Source organism: Roseateles flavus, assembly GCF_039872765.1.
In the GTDB taxonomy this organism is placed as follows: domain Bacteria; phylum Pseudomonadota; class Gammaproteobacteria; order Burkholderiales; family Burkholderiaceae_C; genus Roseateles_B; species Roseateles_B flavus.
The window spans coordinates 1,170,658-1,192,604 of record NZ_JBDPZC010000001.1 but is presented as its reverse complement, the minus strand read 5'-3'; the positions used below and the strand labels follow the sequence as shown (position 1 = coordinate 1,192,604).

Below are 21,947 nucleotides of genomic sequence, written 5' to 3'. Positions count from 1 at the left end.
GGGTCTCGCCGGCCCCCCCTCGCACTCATGCGACAATCCGCGCCGCTTCGCTCACCGCCTCACGCGGCGCGGGCCGGTGCTCCCCGTAGTTCAATGGATAGAACGGCCGCCTCCTAAGCGGCAGATACAGGTTCGATTCCTGTCGGGGGGACCATTTCAAAATATCATGACATCTCACAACGTCCGAAGCCGCCAAGTGAATCAAGCACTTAGCGGCTTTTTTCATGTCTGAGCGCCTCAGGACGTCTCTTTACATCTCGGGCTGCACCGGGGAACATTCCGGGGAACAAACAAGGTTGTTGGGGCGAAGCGGGTGATTTGTTCCCCGGCGCCTCGGGAGCCTGAGCCCGGAGACAGTCATGCTGACTGAGGTCGCCTGCAAGAACGCCACATGCCCACCTGACCAGAAGCGCCGCCGGCTGACGGACTCCGCCGGCCTGTACCTGGAGGTCTCGCCATCGGGCAGCAAGCGGTGGTTCTGGAAGTTCTACCCCGACGGCAAGGAGTCCCGCCTGGCGCTGGGCAGCTACCCGGACGTGAGTCTGAAAGCCGCTCGCCTGGCACGCGACGATGCCCGCAAGGAGCGCCAGGCTGGGGCCAATCCCGTCCAGGCCCGGCGGGTCAAGAAGCTGGCTGCGGCCGCCTCCAGCGCCGTCACCTTTGAGGCAGTGGCCCGTGAGTACCACGCATTGAAGGCCGAGGACTGGAGCGACACGCACTCGGCCCAATGGCTGCGCTGCTGCGAGAAGGACCTCTTCCCCTGGATCGGCGCCCTGCCGTTACGCGACATCAGCGCCCCCCTGCTGCTGGAGGCACTCCGCCGGGTGGAGTCCCGCGGCGCGACCCAGTTGGTGCGCGACCTTCGCGAGTTCGCCGGCCAGGTCTTCCGCCATGGCATCCGCACCGGCAAGTGCGACTCTGATCCCGCCCGGGATCTGGTGGGCGCCTTCAAGACTCACACGGTCAAGCACATGGCCGCGGTGCTCGAGCCAGCCCGCGCCGGCGAGCTGCTCCGCGCCATTGAAGGCTACAGCGGACAACCCAGCACCCGCGCCGCCCTGCAACTGTCAGCCCTGCTATTCCAGCGCCCCGGCAACATCCGATCCCTTGAATGGGCCTGGATCGACCTAGACAAGGCCCTGCTGACGATCCCTTCGGAGGCGATGAAGCGCACCAAGGCTGGCAAGGTCAACGGTCGCCCTCACTTCGTGCCTTTGGCCACCCAGGCTGTGGCCATCCTGCGCGACCTGGCGAAGCTCACCGGCCATGGGCGCTTGGTGTTCCCCAGCCTGAGAACTGGGCAGAAGCCCATGAGCGAGAACACCATCAATGCCGCGCTGCGCGGCCTCGGCTATTCCTCGGACCAGATGACCGCCCACGGCTTCCGCGCCATGGCGCGCACCATCATGGTCGAGCACATCGCTGGCATTGACCCGGACGTGATCGAGGCGCAGCTCGCGCACTCGAAGTCTGGCCCGCTGGGCGCCGCCTACGACCGTGCCGAGTTCATGGAAAAGCGCAAGCAATTGATGCAGGTCTGGGCCGACTACCTGGACCGCATCAAAGCCGGCGGACAGGTGGTGCCCTTCAAGGCCGCCTAACACCGTGCCTGACGGCATCAGGCAATTCGGGCCTGGACATCGCGGCAACTTTGTCCAGGCCCTGACCACAACCGACCTATTGGAGAGGTGAATATGGCTCCCCAGACTGTACTGCCAGCGGCTAGTGTGCCCGCCGACTGGATGAAGCGTGCAAGCTCCGCGATGCTTGAGGCGCACATCATGTCCGAGTCCATTACCAAGATCGCGGACATCCTGATTGAGAGCACAGCTGCTCCCGAGGTGTTCCCCCTTGCTGAAGCAATCATCGCCTGCGCCCGCCGGATTGAGGCAGCGGTGAGGCCGATGGCTGGCGAAGCGGTGCCGGAGGTGGCTCATGTCGCATAAGAGTGCCCAGGACAAGCAGGCGGCAGTGCGGGCGGCCCAAAGGGCGCTGGACCTTGCTCACTACGCAGATGCGCGGCTTCCGAAATTGCCCAGGTTGACCAGCAACCTTCACCCTCTCCTCGGTGCGCTGCTGAAGCGCTGTACAGCGCGCTCGCTTTTGCAGGCCGACGTAGAAGCATGCGATCTGAGCTCGGATAAATGGGTCGCAACATCGCTTTGGCGTGGTTGCTTCCCTCCTTCTGATGAACGGCACGTGTGGCACAAGAATTACGTCAAGGCGAGAGAGGAAGAGATGTTGGACCGGCCGGCGCCAGTCAACTACACGGCGGAGCGCGCAGCTGCCCAGAGGAGTAAGGAATGAAGGGCCTGATAAATAGCCGCATCGCGGAAGCACTGAGGCGAGAGCCGGCCCATGAATACAAGCCTATGAGGCTGTACATCACGATTACGGGAAGCGGTGAGGTCATCAACCCATGGATTGCAATCGAGCGAAAGAACTGCATTCGAGATGCAGCTGTCGCACCGACTGACTGGTCCAAAGAGCGCCGTCGCAATCCGTCCGCAATGAAGTTCAAAGCCGCACTGCTCAACAAGCTGTCAGCAAAGGGGCAACGCCATGAATGAGGCTGCTGTAAGACGCCAAGCACTTTCAGAGCAACGCGTCCGCCTGATCTTCGAGGCAGGCCTGAAGTCAACGGTGCTTGGACATCACGTCTCGCCTTGAGACTCTGCAGTCACGGGCGCACGGCATGGCATTCGAACGCTTCAAAGCACTGGCTCCGCTACTGCTTTCTCAATCAACCGAACACGAGCGGGAGATCCTTGCCGGCGCCCTTGATGGCGATCCTGAATCGCGCAAAGCCGCCCTACTCCTTGCATCCACGCAGGTCAGTGAAGGCCACGCCCTTTCGCCGGCATTGGAACACTGGCTGGGCGACGCGCTGCTGTCCTTGAACGACGCGGTAAACCACGGCGGATCCATTGACGAAGCGCTAGCCCAAATTGGCTACGAAAAGCGACGCGGCCGCCCTGCTGGGGACACTCTAGACCGCGATGTGCAGGTGCTGTGCGCGGTGTCAGAGCTGGCAAGCGTCACCACAAAGTCTGAAGCAGTCCGTGCAGTTGCAGATGGTCTTGGCTTGTCAGAGCCAGCCGTCTGGGCAGTCTGCAGAAAGCTCGCCAAAGTGAGGCCGGCCCCCATGCTGTCAACGGACCGACAGCGCTTGGCACGTTCGGTGCGCGACAAGCCAGAGCATTACTCTCAAAAACTGCGCGATTTCCTTGCAGTGACCGATATTCCCTGACGCTCAACCATTCGCCTCACGTTGAACCACGTAGGCGAATATGAGCGCAGAAGCTATCAACACCCAGGGCCCTGCCCCTGACCTCCTGCAGATGAAGGACGCGCTGCTGAGAATCAGCACCGTATCCCTGGCCACTGGCCTTTCCAGGGCCTCGATCTATCGCCGGCTTGCTGCCGGCGCCTTTCCAGCTCCAGTGCGTCTGAGCACGCGCTGCACCCGCTGGCAGGCCGCCGATGTCCGGGCCTGGATCCAAGCTCAACGGGCGGCCCAATGAGCGCCCCGGCCATTGAAGCTGTCCAGGCGGAGCTGGACTTGAAGGCGTTCGCCACCCTGCAGGCCATGCTTGCTCTCAAAGGCTTCAGCCTGCATGAGCTCTCATGCGGTGGTTTCCTCGTCTCCCGCTGGGACCGCACGGCCCACTTCAGCGACCTGAGCGGCGTGCGCCAGTTCCTGCAGCGCATCGGCGGTGACGCATGAGCGCCCTCGACATGTTTCTCAGTGCGCACGGCCGGATGCGCTGCAACGGCAACGGATGGCGTGGCCCATGCCCTGCCTGCAAGACATCCGAGCGCAGTGTGGCTCTCTCCGTGGCTGAGGCCGACTCCGGCACGGTGCTGCTGAAGTGCTTCGCTGGCGGCTGTGATCCCGCAGCCATCTGCTCGGCCCTGGGCCTGGACATCTCCGACCTTTTCCCCGAGCGTCTCAACGCTCCCCATCATCCCGCGCAGCGCTGGCACCGGGGCCTGCTTTCTGCCGGAGAGGCTCTGCGCGCGCTCAAGTTCGAAGCCGAGTTCGCCGCCATTGCTGCGGGCAACCTGGCCAATGGCGTGCCCCTGTCCGATCGAGATCGCCAGCGCCTGGCCCAGGCCTGCAACCGCATCGAAAACCTCTACAGGGAGGTTCGCGCATGAGCGACGAAGCGATTCACACGCCGCCGGTGCGCCAACTCCCCGTCCAGCTCACCGATGGGGTGGTGCTGACATGCGGCGCGGATCTGCGCCCCGAGCCCATTGCGTGGCTCTGGAAGGACTGGCTGGCGTTGGGCAAGCTGCACATCCTGGCAGGCGCGCCGGGGCAGGGAAAGACCACGCTGGCCCTGGCCATGGCGGCCACCGTCACCTGTGGCGGACGCTGGCCAGATGGCAGCCGCTGCTCTGCTGGAAAGGTCTTGGTCTGGAGCGGCGAGGACGATCCGGCAGACACCCTGTTGCCGCGCCTGCTCGCCATGGGCGCCGATGCATCCCGCGTCTACTTCATCACCGCCACTCGCGTGGATGGCGAGGCCCACCCCTTCGACCCGGCGCGTGACATGCAGCAGCTGATTGCCGAGGCTGAACGCATCGGTGATGTGCGCCTTCTGGTGGTGGATCCCGTGGTTTCCGCGGTGGCCGGCGACAGCCACAAGGCCACCGAGGTTCGCAGAGCTCTGCAGCCCATCGTGGACCTGGGCGCAGCCATTCGGGCAGCTGTGCTGGGCATCTCGCACTTCAGCAAGGGATCGGCCGGCCGCGACCCGACCGAGCGCGTGGTGGGCTCCATGGCCTTCGGCGCGGTGGCCCGGGTGGTGCTGTGCGCGGCCAAGGTTCAGGGCGACAGCGACGACAAGGACCGGCGGATCCTGGTGCGGTCCAAGTCCAACATCGGCCCGGACGAAGGTGGCTTTGAGTACAGCATCGAGCATCAGCAGCTGGACGCCCTGCCAGGCATCCAGGCCTCGATCATCAGCTGGGGTGCGGCCATCGCAGGCACCGCCCGCGAGCTCCTGGCTGAGGTGGAGGCCGACAACAACGATGGCGAGGCGCAAGACGTCGAGTCGTTCCTCCGAGCCTTGCTGGCAGACGGGCCATTGCCGGTGCAGGCCATCAGGGCCGACGCTGACGGCGCCGGGTACTCCTGGGATCAGACCAAGCGAGCGTCGAATCGCATCGGTGTGGAGAAGCGCAAAGACGGTCTGCGAGGAGGCTGGATCTGGGCGCTGAGTTCCCCAAGGGAGCACGAAGGGAGCGAAGGGAGCAAACAAAGAAACATGCGCTCTTCACACTCTTCGGCGCTCCCTTCGGAGCTCGACACCGAAGAAGAGGTGCTGCTGTGACGCCGGCCCATCTGATCCTGCGGGCCAACGCCCGCGGCGTCCGCCTGTCGCTGGACGGGTCCGGTGCGGTCATGGCGTCCGGCCCCAGGTCGGCCATCGACGTGCTGTTGCCCATGCTCCGCCCGCACCGCGAAGCCATTGGCCAGTTCCTGGCTGAGTCACGACTGACGGCGGAGGCCCTGACTGCCGCGGCGGTGGTCTGTGACCTGCACGGCGACACCGACGAAGCCCGGGACGACATGGCCCGCGATGTCCTCAATACCCCCGAGAACCTGCTGCCCGACTTGATCCAGCACCTGCAGCAGGTCGCCCAATCCGCCCGCCAGGGCTCTCTGAAGGAAACACGATGACGAACGACCAAGCCACGAAGAACCCGCACGAGCAAGACCTCGAAACGGTCCGAGCCTTTCTCTCTGACGCGTTGGACGGCGGTCTGCCGCCTTCATTCAAGTCTGACCTTGTGCCCAAGCTGCTGGGCTCTGTCTCAGCACTGACCCAGGCAGGCAGGCCCGAGGGTGCGCGGCTCCTCGGTCTGATGGTGGCCCAGATGGTCATCCACCGGCTGCGCGACAGCATGTTGGCCGAGCGCGAAGCGGCCGAGCTGTTGCACAACGCAAAACACTGATGATAGACTCGCGCTCATCCCGCGCGATTAAAGACCAACGGTCTGATTCTGCCGGGGCGGATTGCGGTGAACCCCACGGGTGAGCGCGCGTCGAGCAGGTAATCACAACCCGGCTTGCGCGCGCTTTCGCTTTTGCGCCAGGCCCCATTGAAAGGTTTCACCATGGAACGAAACATCAATCCCGAAGCACTGAAAGAGGTCAGGGCCCACAACGCCTGGCGCGCCATCTGCGCGAAGCTGGGCCAACCCGGAGCCGGCGAAATTCGCGCAGGCGGCACCGATGCCGAACTGCATGAGAAGCGCAAGACCATGCGTCGCGCGCTCAACCGTCTGGTCGAGGACATGGGTGTCCGCGAGATGACCGAGGACGAGTCGCTCGCAATCAGCCATGCAACCACGGTGGTCGCATCGATTGAATCGATGCTGGATGGCATCGAGCAGCTCGAGGGCCGGGGAGGCAAGGACTCGACCGGTTGGTGCAATGCCAAGGGGCAGCCGATGAAGGTCCTGCGCAATGCGGCTGACATTGATGGGTACTACCGCGGCAAGGCCGCCAACTCTCGCAGCGAGAGCATCTCGCTCGGCGACTTCTTCCGCGGCGTGGCGAACATGCCCACCACACCCGCGGTCCGGAATGCACTGAGCGAAGGCACCAACACCTCGGGCGGCTTCACTCTGCCTAGCGTGGTCATGCCTCAAATCCTCAGCGCCCTGGTGCCAGCGAGCTCGCTGCTGCAGGCCGGCATGCCGGTGGTCCCGCTGAACGATGGCGCCAAGAGCTACACCACGGCCATCGTGAGCGGTGTCCCGACTGCGGCCTGGCGAGCTGAGAACGGCGCGGTGGCTGAGTCTGATCCGGTGTTCTCTGCATCTCAGGTGGTGCCCCAGTCGCTGAGCTTCTTCTTCAAGATCAGCCGTGAGCTGCTGGCCGATTCGCCGAACATCGAGCAGGCACTGCTGACGGCCATCGGCCAGGCCATGGCCAAGGAGCTGGACCGGGCCGGCCTACGCGGCACTGGCACTGCGCCCCAGCCGCGCGGCATCCTGAACACGTCCGGCATCCAGTCGATCACCAACGGCGCCAATGGCGCTTCGCCTACCAGCTATGCCAACCTGCTCAGCGCAGTGCAGGCCCTGCTGAATGCCGATGCGCCGATGCCCACCGCGGCCATCATGGCGCCGCGCAGCTTGGTGAAGTTCGCCGGCCTGGCCGACAGCACGGGGCAGCCCCTCAGCCGCCCTTCGCTGATCGCCGATCTGCCGATGCTCAGTACCAGGCAGATCCCCACGAACCTGACCGTGGGCACCTCGAACGACTGCACCGAGATCTATTTGGGCGACTTCACCAAGATGGCACTCATGCTGCGCGAGAGCCTCAGCGTACAACTGCTGTCCGAGGTCTTCGCCGGCAACGGCCAGCTGGCCTTCATGTGCCACTGCCGCGCTGACTTCGCGGTGCTGTACCCGGCGGCCTTCGCCGTGATCACCGGCATCAAGGCCTGACGAGATTGCGGCGCAGGCGAGACTGCCTGCCATAGCTTGCGCCGCTTGCTGGCCCGGGTTCTCATGCCGGGCTGGCCCTTTCGGACCCATGGCAGACACCGCTCTCCGCTCCCGCGGAGGGGAGGCTCCTCGGACGCAGGGCGAGAGACCTGCTGTACGGCGCCACCTCGATAGCTATACGGCACGGGCGCCCAAAGTTCTCTGATAAGCCTTCTCCGTGTGAGCCTTCAGAGACTCGAAGGCAGCTTCGGCATTGCGCTGGTAGACGTCTAAGGCCTTGGTGACTCTAGTGGAGTTTGTCCCCGTCCTGGCCGAATCAGCCAGCCCCTCGGCAATTTCGATGAGTTGAGCAATCGGAAACCGTACCTTGCTGAGCGCTATCACTTCGACCGGGCCAAGTGGAGTTGTCAGTAGTTCAACCAGCGTTTGATTGCATCTGAGCAGAGTTCGCAATCCCGGATCACTGCGAGGAAGGCCGGCCGAATTCATGCGCCTGATCGTCTCGACGACTGCATTTGCTTCTCCTGTGATGAATGTCAAATGAGCCAGCAACGCAGCCCCTCTCTCGTACTCTTCACTTGCTTGAGTTCGCTCCCGATCCCAGCGAACGGCTTCCGCTTGATTGCGGCCAACTGCCAGGGATGCGGAGATTGCGGCAATTGACCCGAGCGCCTGTACCCACGCGGCCCATTCTGATGGACCAAGCTTGCACAGCCATGGAGAGTGCTGTTCTGCGATAAGCCCAACCGTGACCAACCACAGGCCAAGTGACCATGCGGTCGCCTTGTCAATAGGTCCCATCTGCACGCTCCCTGATTCCTGAATGTGCCGAATCCTATGTGCCGGCACTACGACGCTCCATTGGGTGTATCCAGTTCTGGATGCACCTCAGGGGGGCAAAAAGTTGGCAGCGCCCTGCGAATGACCGGGATGTGCCTATCGCTGCAACGCTAACCCGGAAAAACGCCCAAGATGCAGCGCCGGGACCGCCAGCCGTTGAGCGCGCGCACGCGCGCGAGGGACTCATCCCCGGAATTGACACGGCCTGCTCAAAACTGAGCCCCCCCCGGCTCCCTTGTGCGAGGCGTCTCCTGATGACTCACGACGCGGTGGGGGGCCTGGACGAGGCATTGGCACCTGCACATGTGCTGGGAATTCAGCCGATGTCCCGGGTATGCCCAGAATTGGACTGACCCCGAGACCGACCAGGCCGGACCTGTGGGCACGTCACAGGGTAGGGGGGCATCGAAAGTCTAAGGCAGTCGCTTCTCCTGACCGCTGGGTTACCCACGCGCAGAAAATTTTCCCCCTATGAATTGAATTCAGCAGCAAATGGGGAAATATTTCTCTTTCAGGACAACCACTTAGGCGATCTTTGATTGTTTGAATATTCAGCAAATCAAAGCAGACCCGTGGCCCCGCCCGCTATGCCCTGATCGAAGCCACCCAGGCATCCTCATGGACGATCAGAAGCGGCACGCCCTGTTGCTTGAGTTCCATGGCCCTGGCGATCTTGGTGCCGAAGCTCCCATGCTTCCACTCCGGGCTGCCCAGGCCACCCACCACCACATAGTGGACCTTCTTCGAGACGGAGGATGAGACTTCACCGCCTCGCTCCTCGATCAGGCGCTCACACTGGCCCCGGGCACCGTAGGCAAAGTCACCCGTCAGGCAGAAGCGTCGGCCTGGGACTTCGAGCCCGTTCACTTCGTCGATTGCCAGCTCTGTGACTTGGGGCGCATTGGCTACGTCGTCCAGGGCCCCACCTACGAGGCGCTGCAGCACGTCAAAGAGGTGGGCTCGCTCTTCCTCTGTCACCCGGCCGTCGGCAAGGATCGCCCGGACCTGCTCATAGATCACGTTGCCGGGCCAAGCGCTGGCAATCGACTCATTGGCCTCCAGCCAGTTGGACAGGAACACGATCTCTGCGTCATTGAGCATGCTGTCGGCCAGGATGCCCTGGGCGATCCCGATCAGCGCACCGCAGGAGCGCGCCATCTCGTTGTTGAAGCGTGCGGCCTGGCGAGTAAAGAAATTGGACATTCAGGCACCTCCCGAGTCGATGCTATCGGTGGGTCAAGCCGACTCGACGGGAAAAACGCCACTGATTCCAATTTGCACCGCTCATGACTGAACCACGCCTACCGGGGAACAATCCGGGGAACATGAACGCGCCGTTTGCTCGATGCGCTTTGCCTGACATCCGCTTAGTAGGACTTTTCTATCCCTGTCGGGGGACCACGTTGGCATTTCATCCGATGTCGCCCCATTGCAGACCCTCTAAGTGCATCAAGGACTTAGAGGGTTTTGTCATTTCAGGGCGTGTCAATCGGACGCTTTACAGCTCATCAAAAGCGGGGGAACAGGCAGGGGAACAGAAGTCCACCTCTCCGACTCATCGGAGATTGCTCCCCCAATGCTGACGACTACCGCCTGCAACAACGCAAGCTGCCCGGCTGACAAGTAGCAGGCACGCTTCTCTGACGCCACGGCCTGTACCTGAAGGTCAGTGCGTCAAGGTCAACGCGCTGGTTCCTGAAGTACCGATTTGAGGGGAAAGAAAAGCGTCTTGCCTTGGGGAGCTCTACGGAGGTAAGCCTGAGGGCCGCCGGAGAGCGCACCATGGTGCGGCGACCGTGATGAGCCTGGTCCACTCGGCCAAGCTCAACGGGCTTGAGCCCTATGCCTACATCCGTGATGTGTTGGAGCGGCTGCCCACGCAGCCGGCCAGCCGCATTGCCGGGTTGCTGCCACATCGGTGGCACAGCAGTGCTGCGACACTTGGCGGATGAGCACCAAGTTCCAGCGCGCAAAGCCCCAGTTCGCATACCAACTGCGCATCGAGCTGCAGCACATCGAGCCGCTGATCTGGCGGCGCATCGTCGTGCCCGACACCGTCAAGCTCGCCAAGCTGGACCGCCTCGTCCAGGCGGCCATGGGCTGGACCAACAGCCACCTGCACGAGTGGCAGATCGAGCAGCGGCGCTACGGCATGCCCGATGACAACTGGGGCAGCAGTGACGTCCTTGACGAACGCAAGTTCACCGTCGGTGCGGTGCTCGGCGAGCAGGTCCACGAGTTCCTCTACAGCTACGACTTCGGCGATGGCTGGGATCACCGCATCACGGTCGAGGAACGGCTACCGATCCAGGAAGGCCGCAACGACTGGGCCATGTGCCTGGCTGGCGAGAATGCCTGTCCGCCGGAGGACGTGGGCGGGCCGCCGGGCTACATGGACTTCCTGGAGGCCATGCACAACCCGCAGCATGAGCAGCAGGCGGACTACTGGCGTTGGTGGGGGGGACCCTTCGACGCCAGGGCTTTCAGCATCAATGCCGCCAATATGGCGATTCGCAAGCTGCGTTGATCCGCCACGCCTGCGTCTGACCGATTCGTAGGATGCTTGTTCTATGTCGGCACCGAGGCTTCGATGTCTGGCAGGGCATCTCTATGCTTGCCATGCGGTCGCTTTACTCAGTGGGTATCGAGCTTGATCTACGCGGCGTAAGCGAGCACGAAGGAAAGAACGCATGCGACTTTTTGGGTATGAGCACACGGATCCCCTGCCTGAGAACATCGTTCCGTCGGCCTTAGCCGAGATCACCTTGGTGGCATCCGCTGCCGAACTTCGGGCGATGGCCCAGTTCTTGGCGGATTGCGCAGACGAGATGGATCGCATGGGTTCGAAGTTTGACCATGTTCACCTCGGTGATCGAATCAAGGCCTTCCGGACTTCGCCTCACTTCGTCGTGGCCCGCTGCAATAGCTGAGCCAGTATGTAGAGCAAGCCAGAGAACCTTGGACCCTACCCACCAACGGGCATGACCCGTATGCGTACCTGTGCGACGTACTGGAACGATGCCGTTGCAGCCAGCCAACCGGATTCATGAGCTCTTGCCGCACAGATAGGGGCCGAGAACCCCTGCGCTCGTCGCTTGCGCGGGAGCTCCATGCACTTGAGCTCGCGTGTCAGCCACGCGTTGAAGACCGCAGGCAAGGAAAGTCGCCAGGCCCTGGCGGGCTCTGCGGAGGTCAGCTTGAAGGCTGCCCGCCAAGCACCACGCGAGTCTTTCACCCGTCCAGCATCACGGCCACTGGAGTTCGCGCAGAGACTGTGCGGACCACGCGCGATAAAGCCTGGCATCAGCGCCAGACGCACCCGCCTCAGCCCCCTCCAAGGGCTCACCCGAATGAATTGCGAGCAGCTGCCAGGCGAGCGGAGCTGAAGCCGAGCGGCTGATCGCGCGCCGACGCACGACGGCTGCACCGCCACAGCCAGCGCTTGACACCACGTCCGTCAGAAAACAGGCGCGGCCCTGAAAGGACCACGTGTGGGGCGAGGCAATGGCACCTGATCTTGCGATCGGCACCGCATGAGGCGCATGCGAAAGGCTCTCTGGAAAGCCAATCATCGAGATCACGTCGCCGATGGCAATGTCCTCGCCAAAATCTGCGATGTGCGTCTCGTCGAATGCCAGGATGACCGCAGGTTCCGGCAGATCAGTGCTCGCGATCGGCAATGCTGCCACAGGGGTCGGCCCGGCCTGATCTTGAACCGCATGCCAACGGGGCAGCCCCTCCGACAGGAGTGGGAGTGAACAGCGCGCCCGCAAATTGGCATCGTGCGCATCCATGGCCACCTCTATTTCGAGGCGATCAGCCACGGGCTGCCCGCAACGCCCCGCAAACGCCGATTGCGTGCTGACGAGGAACAGCGCGTCGCCCTTCCGATAGAAGAAGGCACTGCCCCTGGAGAGGCGCTGTGTGCCCCGAAAGGCCTCCAGGGGCGTCACGGCGAGCCACATGGGATCGATGGACGCGACCTTCGGGGGCGCGGGTGTCATCCGCAGACCTCGCTGCAAAACCGCATGATGCCGGGCGACCTCCCGCTCAAAGGCGGCGAGGACGATATCTGACATCTCTGAATGAAGCATGAGCGTCCGCGCGGTTTCCGCGTGTGCATCGAACGAAGCTGACAGCCTCAGCAGCCCGGCTGCCGAGAGGGAATCAATGACGGCAGGCAACAGGGCATCCAATGCCACCATGCCGCCTTTCAGTTCGCAGATTCGCTCCGTGGCTTCTTGAAGGTTTTTCAAAGCACGCTCCAGATGGGCAAAAAAAAACGCGGCATAGCCGCGCTTTCATCGACGCAGCCAGTTGGCCTGGCCGCATCCTTGGGTGAGCGATGCTCAGCTCACGCAGCGAATGCGTGATGCCTGCGGACCCTTTTGGCCCTGAGTCACCTCGAACTCCACGCGCTGGTTTTCGTTGAGCGTCTTGAAGCCGCCACCCTGAATTTCCTTGAAGTGAGCAAAGAGGTCCTTGCCACCGTCATCCGGCGTGATGAAGCCAAAACCCTTGCCTTCGTTGAACCACTTCACGGTTCCAGTTTGAGTCGTCATATTGATTTCCTTTCAAGTTGCAAAGCGCGAAATTGCACTCAGCGAAGAGACGCCAAGAAAATCTTCTGGGGATTCAACTGGGGTCCTGGCAGAAGGCCGGACCAAGTGGAAAGTCCTGAGAGCGGACGGTCTTGTGCATATCAGCGAAGCCATAGTAGTCCTAAAAACGCCAGCTGTGCAAGTTTATTTGCAGCACCTTCGACCGCCCCAAAAGGGGCATGCCTTTGCATTTAAAAACCAGAAATGGAACATCATCACGATAGCTCGCGATTTCGTGAGAGCAGGCCAGCCGCCACATTCAAGGGCGGTGGCTCTATTGACTGAAAAACGGTTCGCCAGTTCCTTGCCGCGGCAAAAGCCAACGACTGCCATCCATCGCTTGGGTTTTCACTCAGCGTATGGCAGCAAGCCGGCAACCCTGAGTCCCGCACTGGCACTCAATGCCGAGTCACGGTCATGGGCAATAGAAAACGGCTATTCGATGCTTGAATCAGTATCGACCGCCGCCGAACCCGCCATTCCCATAGCCAACATCTTGACGCTTGCTTGCGCGGAATTCAGCCGGGCCAGCCGACTTCGCGGCGCCGCGATCCTCACGAGGGCGAGCCAGGTTCACAACAATGGCGCGGCCCTCAACGGAAAGGCCGTTCAGACCTTTGATGGCCGCTTGCGCACACTCGGCGGTTGCCATCTGCACAAAGCCAAAGCCTTTGGACTGACCGGTATCTTGGTCCATCAAAACCTTGGCCGAGGCGACTTCACCAAATTCGCGGAAGTTGCTTTTGAGCGTCTCGTCCGTGACGGAGTAAGGGAGATTTCCCACGTAAATCTTGCTGGTCATTGGAATACCTTTCGGATGGTTGATTCACATCGTCTCGATGTGTGCAAGCAGACTTTGAATCTGAATAAGCGGTCTGATGAATCGCATTGATTTGCGATCACGCATCAGAATGCCGCAGCGTTGGGCATTGGCGTTTGAAACCACCCTTGGGTGACCGCAATGACTTTGGCGGCTTCTCGGGAAGCGAAAGTCTTGTCGAGGGCGTGCGTTCTGGGTGAGCCGTCGCCACCTTGAATCCGCCGAACCGCAACAGCGGCTCTGAAGCGACCGCAGTCAGTCGAGTGTGTCGAGGGCAAGACGACGTATTGGCCCATGGGAATAGCTGTTGAAATGGGGATCAATCAGTTTGAGAGACGCAGGCGTTGTTGAATGCCTGAGTGAGCTACTTGGCTCAGTTGACCGAAGCTCTGCGGTCAAAGGGGCGACTGGCGTCGCACGCACCGGACTGGAGGAATAGCTCGCCACTGAGGGATGCGGCGCTGTCCGGCATCCGTTGAATATACACCGGATCAGTAAAAACCGGAAATTTCCGGGTTCCCCGAGGTTTCTGCAAGGCGGCAGCGCCTGCGGGCATGCCCCTGACTGCGACGGGCCTCGCTCACAGGCTAACGCCTTGAGCAGGTGCGCTCGAGCAGAGCGCGGCCAGCGTGGGCACCGCGCGGCAGCCGGAACAGGTCCCGGGCCAGCCCGTCGGCGAAGACGGGCCTGCCGATTCTGATGCCTCCCAGACTCAGCGCCAGCGCACGGGCCGCGGCGTTGGAATCCTTCATGCAGGTCTCGACGCTGGGCCCGCCGACGATGGCGTAGGCCTGGCCGATGGCGATCCGCGACGCTTCGCGGGCCAGGCCCTGCCCTCGATGCGCCGGCAGCAGCCACCCGGTGAGCTCCCGGGGCCAGCCCGGCTTCTGCGCAAAGCCGCAGGCTCCCACCGGCCGGCCTTCATGGCGGATCACCCACAGGCCGAAGCCATGGAGCGCCCAGGCCTGCCGGTCGGCCTCCAGCCGCGCCCTCGCGGCCTCTGCCGCCAGCGGCGCACCGCCGTAGCCGTCCGACGCGCTGGCGTCCGTGAAGAAGCGCTCGTAGGCGGGCGCGCAGGAGGCGTCTGACGGGACCAGAGACAGGCGATCGCTGGCGAGGACGGGGATGGGCATGGGCTGCTGAGCTGAGAGTGGGCCGGGCGGCCACACAGCTTGGAGTGCAGATCAGAGGCATGCACCCGCCGCCGCGTCGTGTGATTTTCAACAATCCGCCGCCCCTGACTTTCCGCACAGCGCCCACCGCAGGCGCACTATGGACGCCAAGCCGCCAACTCATGGCCGCCGATGGAGCACACGATGGTCCTGAACTGCTTGGAATCCAGCACTGCCCGGCTCGACCGGGCCCCTGCACGGCGAGGCGTCGCGCGCACCCCACGGCAGGGGGCGGCATAAACCCCTGATCTGGGCGCTTCGGGCCCTGCTCATCGTGCCGTGGCACGGGGGGCGGGACCTATACTTAAAGCGTCCCCTCACTTGGGATGCCGTCTGTGAAATGACGGCGAAATGACTGGATCTCACCGATAGGAAACACTCGCATCATGAGTGCCAAACTGAAAGTCGCCGGATGGGTGGCCCTGGGGGCCGTGGCAGGTGCATTGACCACCATGCAGTTGCAGGCGAACGCCAGGAGCAGCCTTTCGCCGCTGCCCCTCGAAGAGATGCAGCAGCTGGCCGCCGTGTTCGGCATGGTCAAGTCCGATTACGTCGAGCCCGTCGACGAAAAGAAGCTGATCAATGACGCCATCGCCGGCATGGTCTCCGGCCTGGACCCGCATTCGCAGTTCTTCGACAAGAAGAGCTTCAAGGAGTTCCGTGAAGGCACGACCGGCCGCTTCGTGGGCGTGGGCATCGAGATCGGCATGGAAGACGGCCTGGTCAAGATCGTCTCCCCCATCGAAGGCTCGCCCGCCTTCCGGGCCGGCCTCAAGAGCGGCGACCTGATCACCCGCATCGACGAGACCGCCGTCAAGGGTCTCACCCTGGACCAGGCCGTCAAGCGCATGCGCGGCGAGCCCGCCACCAAGGTGCAGCTGACCATCTTCCGCAAGCTGGAGAACCGCTCCTTCCCCGTGACCATCACGCGCGAGGAGATCAAGGTGGTCAGCGTGCGCGGCAAGGTCATCGAGCCCGGCTATGCCTGGCTGCGTCTGAGCCAGTTCCAGGACCGCACGGTGGACGACTTCGTCAAGAAGCTCGAGGAAATCTACAAGCAGGACCCCAAGCTCAAGGGCCTGGTGCTGGACCTGCGCAATGACCCGGGCGGCCTGCTGGAAGGTGCCGTGGCGGTGTCCGCGGCCTTCCTGCCCAAGGACGTGGAGGTGGTCTCGACCAACGGCCAGATCGCCGAGTCCAAGGCCAGCTTCAAGGCCAACCCCGAGTACTACCAGCGCCGCGGCGGCTCCGACCCGCTGAAGAAGCTGCCCGACGCGCTCAAGAGCATCCCCATGGTGGTGCTGGTCAATGAAGGCTCCGCCTCCGCCAGCGAGATCGTGGCCGGCGCCCTGCAGGACCACAAGCGCGCCGTCATCATGGGCGCCCAGACCTTCGGCAAGGGCTCGGTGCAGACCGTGCGCCAGCTGAGCCCCGAGACGGCCCTGAAGATCACCACCGCGCGCTACTACACCCCCAGCGGCCGCTCCATCCAGGCCAAGGGCATCGTGCCCGACGTCATGCTGGACGAGACCGCCGAGGGCAACGTCTTCGCCGCCCTGCGCATGCGCGAGGCCGACCTCGAGAAGCACCTGCAGAACGGCCCCGAGGACAAGGACGAGGCCCGCGCCAAGGCCCGCGAGGAAGCCCGCGCCAAGCTGGAAGCCGAGTACGCCAAGAACAAGGACTCGATCAAGCCCCTGCCCGAGTTCGGTTCGGCCGAGGACTTCCCGCTGCAGCAGGCCCTCAACCAGCTCAAGGGCAAGCCGGTGGTCGTCTCCAAGACAGCCACCGAGCGCAAGGCCGAGGCCAAGACCGGCGAATAAGCCGCATCCCGGCCCTCGCCAGGAGACCCGTCAGCCCTGTGGCCGGCGGGTCTTTTTCTTTGCGGCACGCCCTGGGTGCGGCGCTATGCTTGCCGCATGAATGACGAACAGCTGCTGCGCTATTCGCGGCACATCCTGCTCGACGAGATCGGCGTCGAGGGGCAGGCCCGGATCCTGGCCGGCCACGCGCTGGTGATCGGTGCGGGCGGCCTGGGCTCCCCGGTGGCCCTGTACTTGGCCACGGCCGGCGTGGGCACCCTGACCCTGGTGGACCACGACACCGTGGACCTCACCAACCTGCAGCGCCAGATCGTGCACCGGCAGGACCGCATCGGCCAGCCCAAGGTGGCCTCCGCGGCGCTGACGCTCAAGGCCATCAACCCCGAACTGAATGTGCAGGCGCTGCAGGAAAAGGTGGACGCCGCGCGGCTGGACACCCTGGTGCAGTCGGCCGACGTCGTGCTGGACTGCTCGGACAACTTCGCCACCCGCCACGCCGTCAACGCGGCCTGCGTGCGGCATCGCAAGCCCCTGGTCTCGGGCGCGGCGGTGGGATTTGACGGGCAGATCAGCGTCTATGACAGCCGGTCCGGGCACACGCCCTGCTATGCCTGCGTGTTCCCGCCGGACGCGCAGTTCGAGGAAGTGCGCTGCGCCATCATGGGTGTGTTCGCGCCGCTGGTGGGCATCATCGGCAGCCAGCAGGCTGCCGAGGCGTTGAAGCTGCTGGCCGGCCTCCCCGGCTCACTCGCCGGGCGCCTGCAGATGCTGGACGCACGCCAGATGCGCTGGAGCGAGATTCTCTTGCAGCGCGACCCCGAATGCCGCTGCTGCGGCACCGCATAACCGTTCGTCGACACAATAAATTCAACCATCGGCGCCAAATGAGGAAATAACATTTCTCAGCGACTGCACTACAGTTCGACCCGCGCCGCCCCACCGGGACCCCGCATGAGCAAGCACAAGAACAAGCTGACCGCCCGCAATTTCCCCTCGGCCAAGGACGAAGCCCGCCAGGCCCAGGCGCGCCCGACGCCGGACTACGACGGCCCCAACAGCGCCTATCGCCTGGCCTTCACCGACGACGACTTCATGCTGCGCGAGGAGCTGCGCCCGGTGCGCATGCAGCTGGAGCTGCTCAAGCCCGAGCTGGTGCAGCAGGAGCAGGGCATCAAGTCCACGATCGTGATGTTCGGCAGCGCTCGCATCCCCGACCAGGCCAGCGCCGAGATCCGCGTGGCCGAGGCCCAGGCCCTGGGCGATGCCGCCACGCTCAAGCGCGCGCAGATGCAGCTGCAGATGAGCCGCTACTACGAGGAGGCGCGCCGCTTTGCCGGCATCGTCACCCGCGAGAGCCTGGCACGCGGCAATCCCATCTACGTGGTGACGGGCGGCGGCCCCGGCATCATGGAGGCCGGCAACCGCGGCGCCCATGAGGTGGGCGGCAAGAGCATCGGCCTGAACATCGTGCTGCCGCACGAGCAGCACCCCAATCCCTACATCACGCCGGAGCTGTGCTTCCGCTTCCACTACTTCGCGCTGCGCAAGATGCACTTCCTGATGCGCTCGGTGGCGCTGGTGTGCTTCCCCGGCGGCTTCGGCACCCTCGATGAACTCTTCGAGGCCCTCACCCTGATCCAGACCGGCAAGTGCCGCCGCCGGCCCATCCTGATGTTCGGGCGCGATTTCTGGTCGCGCCTGATCAACTTCGAGCTGCTGATCGAGACCGGCATGATCAGCCCGGGCGACGAGCAGCTCTTCCACTTCGTCGATTCCGCCGAGGAGGCCTGGGCCTTGCTCGAGTCGGAGTACGACCTGACCCAGACCCACCACGACTGAACCCCCTGAAGAGGATGCCATGACCACACTGCGCAACGTCTCCCTCATTGGCGCGCCGACCGACATCGGCGCCGGCGCCCGCGGCGCCAGCATGGGCCCGGAGGCCCTGCGCGTGGCCAACCTCGGCCCCACCCTGGAGGGCCATGGCGTCAGCGTGCTGGACCGGGGCAATCTCAGCGGCCCCTACAACCCCTGGCAGCCGCCGGTCGACGGCTACCGCCACCTGCCGGAGGTGGCGGCCTGGAACCGCGCCGTGCACGACGCCGTCTATGCCGAGTTGAAGCTGGGCCGCATGCCCATCCTGCTGGGCGGCGACCACTGCCTGGGCCTGGGCTCCATCAGCGCCGTGGCGCGGCACTGCAAGGAGCAGGGCAAGAAGCTGCGCGTGCTGTGGCTGGACGCCCATGCTGACTTCAACACCAGCGAACTGACCCCCAGCGGCAACATCCACGGCATGCCTGTGGCCTGCCTGGCGGGCTTCGGTCCCAAGGAGCTGATCGAGATCGGCGGCTTCAGCAAGGAGCATCCGGCCATCAGCCCCAAGTGGGTGCGCCAGATCGGCATCCGCAGCGTGGACGCCGGCGAGAAGCGCTTCGTGCACGAGCAGGAACTCGAAGTCTTCGACATGCGCTACATCGACGAAATGGGCATGCGCCACACCATGGAGCTGGCCCTGGCCACCCTGGACGCCAACACCCACCTGCACGTCAGCTTCGACGTGGACTTCCTGGACCCCTCCATCGCCCCCGGCGTGGGCACCACCGTGCCCGGCGGCCCCACCTACCGCGAGGCCCAGCTGTGCATGGAGATGATCGCCGACACCGGCCGCCTCGCCTCCCTGGACGTGATGGAACTCAACCCCGCCCTGGACGAGAAGAACCGCACCGCCACGCTGGCGGTGGACCTGATCGAGTCGCTGTTCGGCAAGTCGACGCTGATGCGCAAGTGATGCAGCGCATGCGCGCTCCGGTGGCGGCTTCGCATCGAGGGGCGCCCGCCTGATCAGGCGCTGACGATCCAGCCCTCCACCGGATCCACACCCGGCGGCAGCCCGTAGCCCGGCTGCTCGCCGGCCCAGGCCGCCTGCATGAGGCACAGCACCGCATCGAGGCTGTCGCCCGTGGCGTCGTCGACCAGGGCCTCGCGCTGCGCATGGCTCAGCTTCAGGCGCAGGCCCAGGCGGCTGCGGCCCTGCTCCAGCGCCTCGACCAGGTCCTTGCGGGCGATGAGGCGCTCGGGCGTCTGACGGGCGGCATCGTCGCTCTTGTAGGAGCGCCGCTGGATCAGCTCGCGAGCCAGCAGGCCCGGGTAGGCCTCCAGCGCCACGCGTTCGGGCCGCCCCTCGCAAAGCCCCGGCAGTGTGGCCTTTGCCGCGCGCAGCAGGGGCACGCCGGCATGCATCATCCAGGCCACCGGCGGGTTCACCCACTTCATGCTGGGCGAGGCGCCCGCGGGCCCGTCGCAGGCACGGTGCGCGAACTTGCCACCGGCCGGCCGTGGCGCCATGAAGGCCTGGAACTGCGCCCGCAGCTCGGGCCGCGACTGTGCACAGAAATGGTCCATCAGGGCCGGCCATTGACGGGGCCAGCCCAGGGCCTCCACCAGCTCGCGCGGCAGGCCGAAAGGCAGGTCGAAGCCGCCCAGCCAGGCCGGAAGCCCGCACAGGCGCTCGCGCATGGCGTCCAGGGTGAGGAAGCGCTCCAGACCCGTCAGGCGCACGACGGCGCCGCGCCGCTCGCCCAGGGCCATCACCACCGGTTTGCGTCTACTGGGGCTGGAGGAGAAGTCAAGCCCCAGCAAAGGCGGGCTTTCAATTGTCAGGGGGCTCGGCATGCTCGCCACTTTATCGACATTGCGTAGAAAGCGTAGAGGGAGCACGCATGGTCAGTACCACCCCAACGCCTGCGGAGCCCCGCATGCAGCCGGCAACGGCGGACCGCCCGGAAGTGCTGGTCCAGACCCGACACGAGATGCACCTGGGCGGCCGCCGCCTGGCCTACCAGGCCAGCGTCGGCTCGCTCACCCTGCGCGAGCAGGGCCGCAGCGAGGATCCGGACAAGGCGCAGGACGACAAGGCTCAGGCCCAGCTCTTCTACATCGCCTACACGCTGGACGACAGCCCGGCCGCCCAGCGCCCCCTGACCTTCTGCTTCAACGGCGGTCCCGGCTCCAGCAGCGTCTGGCTGCATCTGGGTCTGCTGGGCCCGCGCCGCGTCAGCTGCGACGACATGGGCCATTCCGGCCGCCCGCCCTACGGCCTGTGCGACAACGAGGCCAGCCTGCTGCTGGAATCGGACCTGGTCTTCATCGACCCCGTCGGCACCGGCTTCTCGCGCATGAGTCCTGGCGAGAAGAGCAGCGAGTTCCACGACTACCAGCGTGACCAGGACGCCGTGGCCGAGTTCATCCGGCTCTACCTCAGCCGTCATGGGCGATGGGCCAGCCCCAAGTTCCTGATCGGCGAGAGCTACGGCACCACGCGCGCCGCCGGCCTGGCCCGCCTGCTGCAGGAGCGCCATGACATCGACCTCAACGGCCTGATGCTCATCTCCACCGCCCTGGACTACCAGGCCCTGTCCTTCGACCACGGCAACGAGCTGCCCTACGCCCTCTTCCTGCCGGGCTACACGGCCGCCGCCTGGTACCACCAGGCGCTGGCGCCGGCTCTGCAGCAGAAGCCCCTGCGCGAGGTGGTGGCCGAGGCGGAGCGCTTCGCCCTCGGTGAGTACTGGACCGCGCTGATGCAGGGCAGCCGCCTGGGCGCGGCGCAGCGCGAGCGCGTGGCCGCCGAGCTGGCGCGGCTGACCGGCCTGAGCCCTGCCTTCGTGCAACGCTGCCAGCTGCGCATCGAGGACGGCCGCTTCTTCAAGGAGCTGCTGCGCGAGCGCGGGCTCACCGTGGGCCGCATCGACGCCCGCTTCACCGGCCAGGACCGCGATGACGCCGGCGAGCATGCCGAGGAAGACCCCGGCATGAACAACCTCGCGGGGGCCTATGCCGTGGGCATCAACCGCCTGCTGCACGAGCAGCTGGGCTACCAGAGCGACGCACCCTATCTCGTTCACGCCCCGCTGTACAAGAACTGGGGCTGGAAGGGCTTCGAGAACCGCTACGTGGCCGCCGGCGAGTCCCTGCGCCGCGCGCTGCAGGCCAATCCTGCCATGCTGGTCTACGTGGCCAGCGGCTACTACGACCTGGCCACGCCGCATGCGGCCGGTGACTACAGCCTCTCCCACCTGGGCCTTCGCGAGGGCCTGCAGGCCAATGTGCGCGTCAGCTACTTCGAGGCCGGCCACATGATGTACATCGAGCGCAAGGGTCGCGAACGCATGGCCGGCGAGCTGAGGGATTTCGTTCGCACCGCCACAGGCAAGACCTGACC

Annotated in this window: 26 protein-coding genes, 1 tRNA gene and 1 pseudogene; 21 read left to right on the top strand and 7 right to left on the bottom strand. The window is 64.4% G+C overall.

Annotated elements, in window-relative coordinates; all coding sequences use genetic code 11:
- Window positions 1-79 precede the first annotated feature (79 nt).
- The 12 genes from ABDJ40_RS05400 to ABDJ40_RS05345 all read left to right on the top strand — a co-directional run bounded on the left by ABDJ40_RS05400 (window position 80) and on the right by ABDJ40_RS05345 (window position 7,470).
- Window positions 80-154, top strand: a tRNA-Arg gene (locus ABDJ40_RS05400).
- 205 nt (window positions 155-359) lie between these two features.
- Complete coding sequence (locus ABDJ40_RS05395) at window positions 360-1,601, top strand: tyrosine-type recombinase/integrase (RefSeq protein WP_347607055.1); 1,242 nt, start codon at window positions 360-362, stop codon at window positions 1,599-1,601.
- Between the two features lie 180 nt (window positions 1,602-1,781).
- Window positions 1,782-1,946 carry a hypothetical protein gene (locus tag ABDJ40_RS05390; protein WP_347607052.1) on the top strand — a complete coding sequence of 55 codons (165 nt, stop codon included), beginning with the start codon at window positions 1,782-1,784 and terminating at the stop codon, window positions 1,944-1,946.
- 357 nt (window positions 1,947-2,303) lie between these two features.
- Window positions 2,304-2,570, top strand: coding sequence for a hypothetical protein (locus ABDJ40_RS05385; protein WP_347607049.1), 267 nt, complete (start codon window positions 2,304-2,306; stop codon window positions 2,568-2,570).
- Window positions 2,571-2,695: 125 nt separating this feature from the next.
- On the top strand, window positions 2,696-3,250 hold the full coding sequence (locus tag ABDJ40_RS05380) for a hypothetical protein (protein ID WP_347607046.1): 555 nt from the start codon (window positions 2,696-2,698) through the stop codon (window positions 3,248-3,250).
- A 40-nt stretch (window positions 3,251-3,290) separates the two neighbouring features.
- Entirely contained in the window at window positions 3,291-3,524 is a 234-nt protein-coding gene (locus ABDJ40_RS05375; protein ID WP_347607043.1) for a helix-turn-helix transcriptional regulator, read from the top strand.
- A 38-nt stretch (window positions 3,525-3,562) separates the two neighbouring features.
- Entirely contained in the window at window positions 3,563-3,727 is a 165-nt protein-coding gene (locus ABDJ40_RS05370) for a hypothetical protein (RefSeq protein WP_347607040.1), read from the top strand.
- A gap of 110 nt (window positions 3,728-3,837) precedes the next feature.
- Window positions 3,838-4,161 carry a hypothetical protein gene (locus tag ABDJ40_RS05365; RefSeq protein ID WP_347607036.1) on the top strand — a complete coding sequence of 108 codons (324 nt, stop codon included), beginning with the start codon at window positions 3,838-3,840 and terminating at the stop codon, window positions 4,159-4,161.
- Window positions 4,158-5,342, top strand: a complete 1,185-nt coding sequence (locus tag ABDJ40_RS05360; RefSeq protein WP_347607033.1) for an AAA family ATPase — start codon at window positions 4,158-4,160, stop codon at window positions 5,340-5,342. Before ABDJ40_RS05365 ends, ABDJ40_RS05360 begins: the two co-directional genes overlap by 4 nt.
- Window positions 5,339-5,692 carry a hypothetical protein gene (locus tag ABDJ40_RS05355; protein ID WP_347607030.1) on the top strand — a complete coding sequence of 118 codons (354 nt, stop codon included), beginning with the start codon at window positions 5,339-5,341 and terminating at the stop codon, window positions 5,690-5,692. Before ABDJ40_RS05360 ends, ABDJ40_RS05355 begins: the two co-directional genes overlap by 4 nt.
- Window positions 5,689-5,967 carry a hypothetical protein gene (locus tag ABDJ40_RS05350; protein ID WP_347607026.1) on the top strand — a complete coding sequence of 93 codons (279 nt, stop codon included), beginning with the start codon at window positions 5,689-5,691 and terminating at the stop codon, window positions 5,965-5,967. The genes ABDJ40_RS05355 and ABDJ40_RS05350 overlap by 4 nt, the downstream gene beginning before the upstream one ends.
- A 162-nt stretch (window positions 5,968-6,129) precedes the next feature.
- Complete coding sequence (locus tag ABDJ40_RS05345; RefSeq protein ID WP_347607023.1) at window positions 6,130-7,470, top strand: phage major capsid protein; 1,341 nt, start codon at window positions 6,130-6,132, stop codon at window positions 7,468-7,470.
- A 174-nt stretch (window positions 7,471-7,644) separates the two neighbouring features.
- Here the strand turns inward: ABDJ40_RS05345 and ABDJ40_RS05340 are convergent, their stop codons facing one another.
- The gene (locus ABDJ40_RS05340) at window positions 7,645-8,271 is read right to left on the bottom strand and encodes a hypothetical protein (protein WP_347607020.1); all 627 of its coding nucleotides are present in this window, start codon (window positions 8,269-8,271) and stop codon (window positions 7,645-7,647) included.
- A gap of 624 nt (window positions 8,272-8,895) precedes the next feature.
- A complete protein-coding gene (locus tag ABDJ40_RS05335) occupies window positions 8,896-9,513 on the bottom strand; it encodes a BRCT domain-containing protein (protein ID WP_347607017.1) in 618 nt (205 codons plus the stop codon).
- A 450-nt stretch (window positions 9,514-9,963) separates the two neighbouring features.
- On the opposite strand from ABDJ40_RS05335, the gene ABDJ40_RS05330 reads away from it, so the two are divergent.
- From ABDJ40_RS05330 to ABDJ40_RS24730, 4 genes and pseudogenes are all read left to right on the top strand, one after another.
- Window positions 9,964-10,110, top strand: coding sequence for an Arm DNA-binding domain-containing protein (locus ABDJ40_RS05330; RefSeq protein ID WP_347607400.1), 147 nt, complete (start codon window positions 9,964-9,966; stop codon window positions 10,108-10,110).
- Window positions 10,098-10,262 (top strand): annotated as a pseudogene (locus ABDJ40_RS05325) (transposase domain-containing protein); the annotation flags it as partial. The gene ABDJ40_RS05330 and the pseudogene ABDJ40_RS05325, both read left to right, overlap by 13 nt.
- On the top strand, window positions 10,259-10,837 hold the full coding sequence (locus ABDJ40_RS05320; RefSeq protein WP_347607014.1) for a plasmid pRiA4b ORF-3 family protein: 579 nt from the start codon (window positions 10,259-10,261) through the stop codon (window positions 10,835-10,837). The pseudogene ABDJ40_RS05325 and the gene ABDJ40_RS05320, both read left to right, overlap by 4 nt.
- A gap of 163 nt (window positions 10,838-11,000) precedes the next feature.
- A complete protein-coding gene (locus ABDJ40_RS24730) occupies window positions 11,001-11,240 on the top strand; it encodes an Imm32 family immunity protein (protein ID WP_430765597.1) in 240 nt (79 codons plus the stop codon).
- 315 nt (window positions 11,241-11,555) lie between these two features.
- Here ABDJ40_RS24730 and ABDJ40_RS05315 read toward each other — a convergent pair whose 3' ends face one another.
- The 4 genes from ABDJ40_RS05315 to ABDJ40_RS05300 all read right to left on the bottom strand — a co-directional run bounded on the left by ABDJ40_RS05315 (window position 11,556) and on the right by ABDJ40_RS05300 (window position 14,864).
- Window positions 11,556-12,566 carry a serine protease gene (locus ABDJ40_RS05315; RefSeq protein WP_347607011.1) on the bottom strand — a complete coding sequence of 337 codons (1,011 nt, stop codon included), beginning with the start codon at window positions 12,564-12,566 and terminating at the stop codon, window positions 11,556-11,558.
- Window positions 12,567-12,659: 93 nt separating this feature from the next.
- Window positions 12,660-12,872 (bottom strand): transcription antiterminator/RNA stability regulator CspE, encoded by a 213-nt coding sequence (gene cspE / locus ABDJ40_RS05310; RefSeq protein ID WP_285981844.1) that lies wholly within the window; start codon window positions 12,870-12,872, stop codon window positions 12,660-12,662.
- Window positions 12,873-13,362: 490 nt separating this feature from the next.
- Entirely contained in the window at window positions 13,363-13,713 is a 351-nt protein-coding gene (gene rbp, locus ABDJ40_RS05305; RefSeq protein ID WP_347607007.1) for an RNA-binding regulator, read from the bottom strand.
- 605 nt (window positions 13,714-14,318) lie between these two features.
- The gene (locus ABDJ40_RS05300; RefSeq protein ID WP_347607004.1) at window positions 14,319-14,864 is read right to left on the bottom strand and encodes a GNAT family N-acetyltransferase; all 546 of its coding nucleotides are present in this window, start codon (window positions 14,862-14,864) and stop codon (window positions 14,319-14,321) included.
- 425 nt (window positions 14,865-15,289) lie between these two features.
- Between ABDJ40_RS05300 and ABDJ40_RS05295 the strand changes: the two genes are divergently transcribed.
- From ABDJ40_RS05295 to rocF, 4 genes are all read left to right on the top strand, one after another.
- The gene (locus ABDJ40_RS05295) at window positions 15,290-16,726 is read left to right on the top strand and encodes a S41 family peptidase (protein WP_347607001.1); all 1,437 of its coding nucleotides are present in this window, start codon (window positions 15,290-15,292) and stop codon (window positions 16,724-16,726) included.
- 96 nt (window positions 16,727-16,822) lie between these two features.
- Window positions 16,823-17,572 (top strand): HesA/MoeB/ThiF family protein, encoded by a 750-nt coding sequence (locus ABDJ40_RS05290; RefSeq protein ID WP_347606998.1) that lies wholly within the window; start codon window positions 16,823-16,825, stop codon window positions 17,570-17,572.
- A 105-nt stretch (window positions 17,573-17,677) separates the two neighbouring features.
- Window positions 17,678-18,565: an LOG family protein gene (locus tag ABDJ40_RS05285; protein WP_347606995.1), complete on the top strand. Its 888-nt coding sequence runs from the start codon at window positions 17,678-17,680 to the stop codon at window positions 18,563-18,565.
- 19 nt (window positions 18,566-18,584) lie between these two features.
- Window positions 18,585-19,514, top strand: a complete 930-nt coding sequence (rocF, locus tag ABDJ40_RS05280; protein ID WP_347606992.1) for an arginase — start codon at window positions 18,585-18,587, stop codon at window positions 19,512-19,514.
- A 53-nt stretch (window positions 19,515-19,567) separates the two neighbouring features.
- Here the strand turns inward: rocF and ABDJ40_RS05275 are convergent, their stop codons facing one another.
- A complete protein-coding gene (locus tag ABDJ40_RS05275) occupies window positions 19,568-20,398 on the bottom strand; it encodes a DUF429 domain-containing protein (RefSeq protein WP_347606989.1) in 831 nt (276 codons plus the stop codon).
- An 83-nt stretch (window positions 20,399-20,481) separates the two neighbouring features.
- Here ABDJ40_RS05275 and ABDJ40_RS05270 point away from each other — a divergent pair, with 83 nt between their 5' ends.
- The gene (locus ABDJ40_RS05270; protein WP_347606986.1) at window positions 20,482-21,945 is read left to right on the top strand and encodes a S10 family peptidase; all 1,464 of its coding nucleotides are present in this window, start codon (window positions 20,482-20,484) and stop codon (window positions 21,943-21,945) included.
- The last annotated feature ends 2 nt before the right edge of the window (window positions 21,946-21,947 follow it).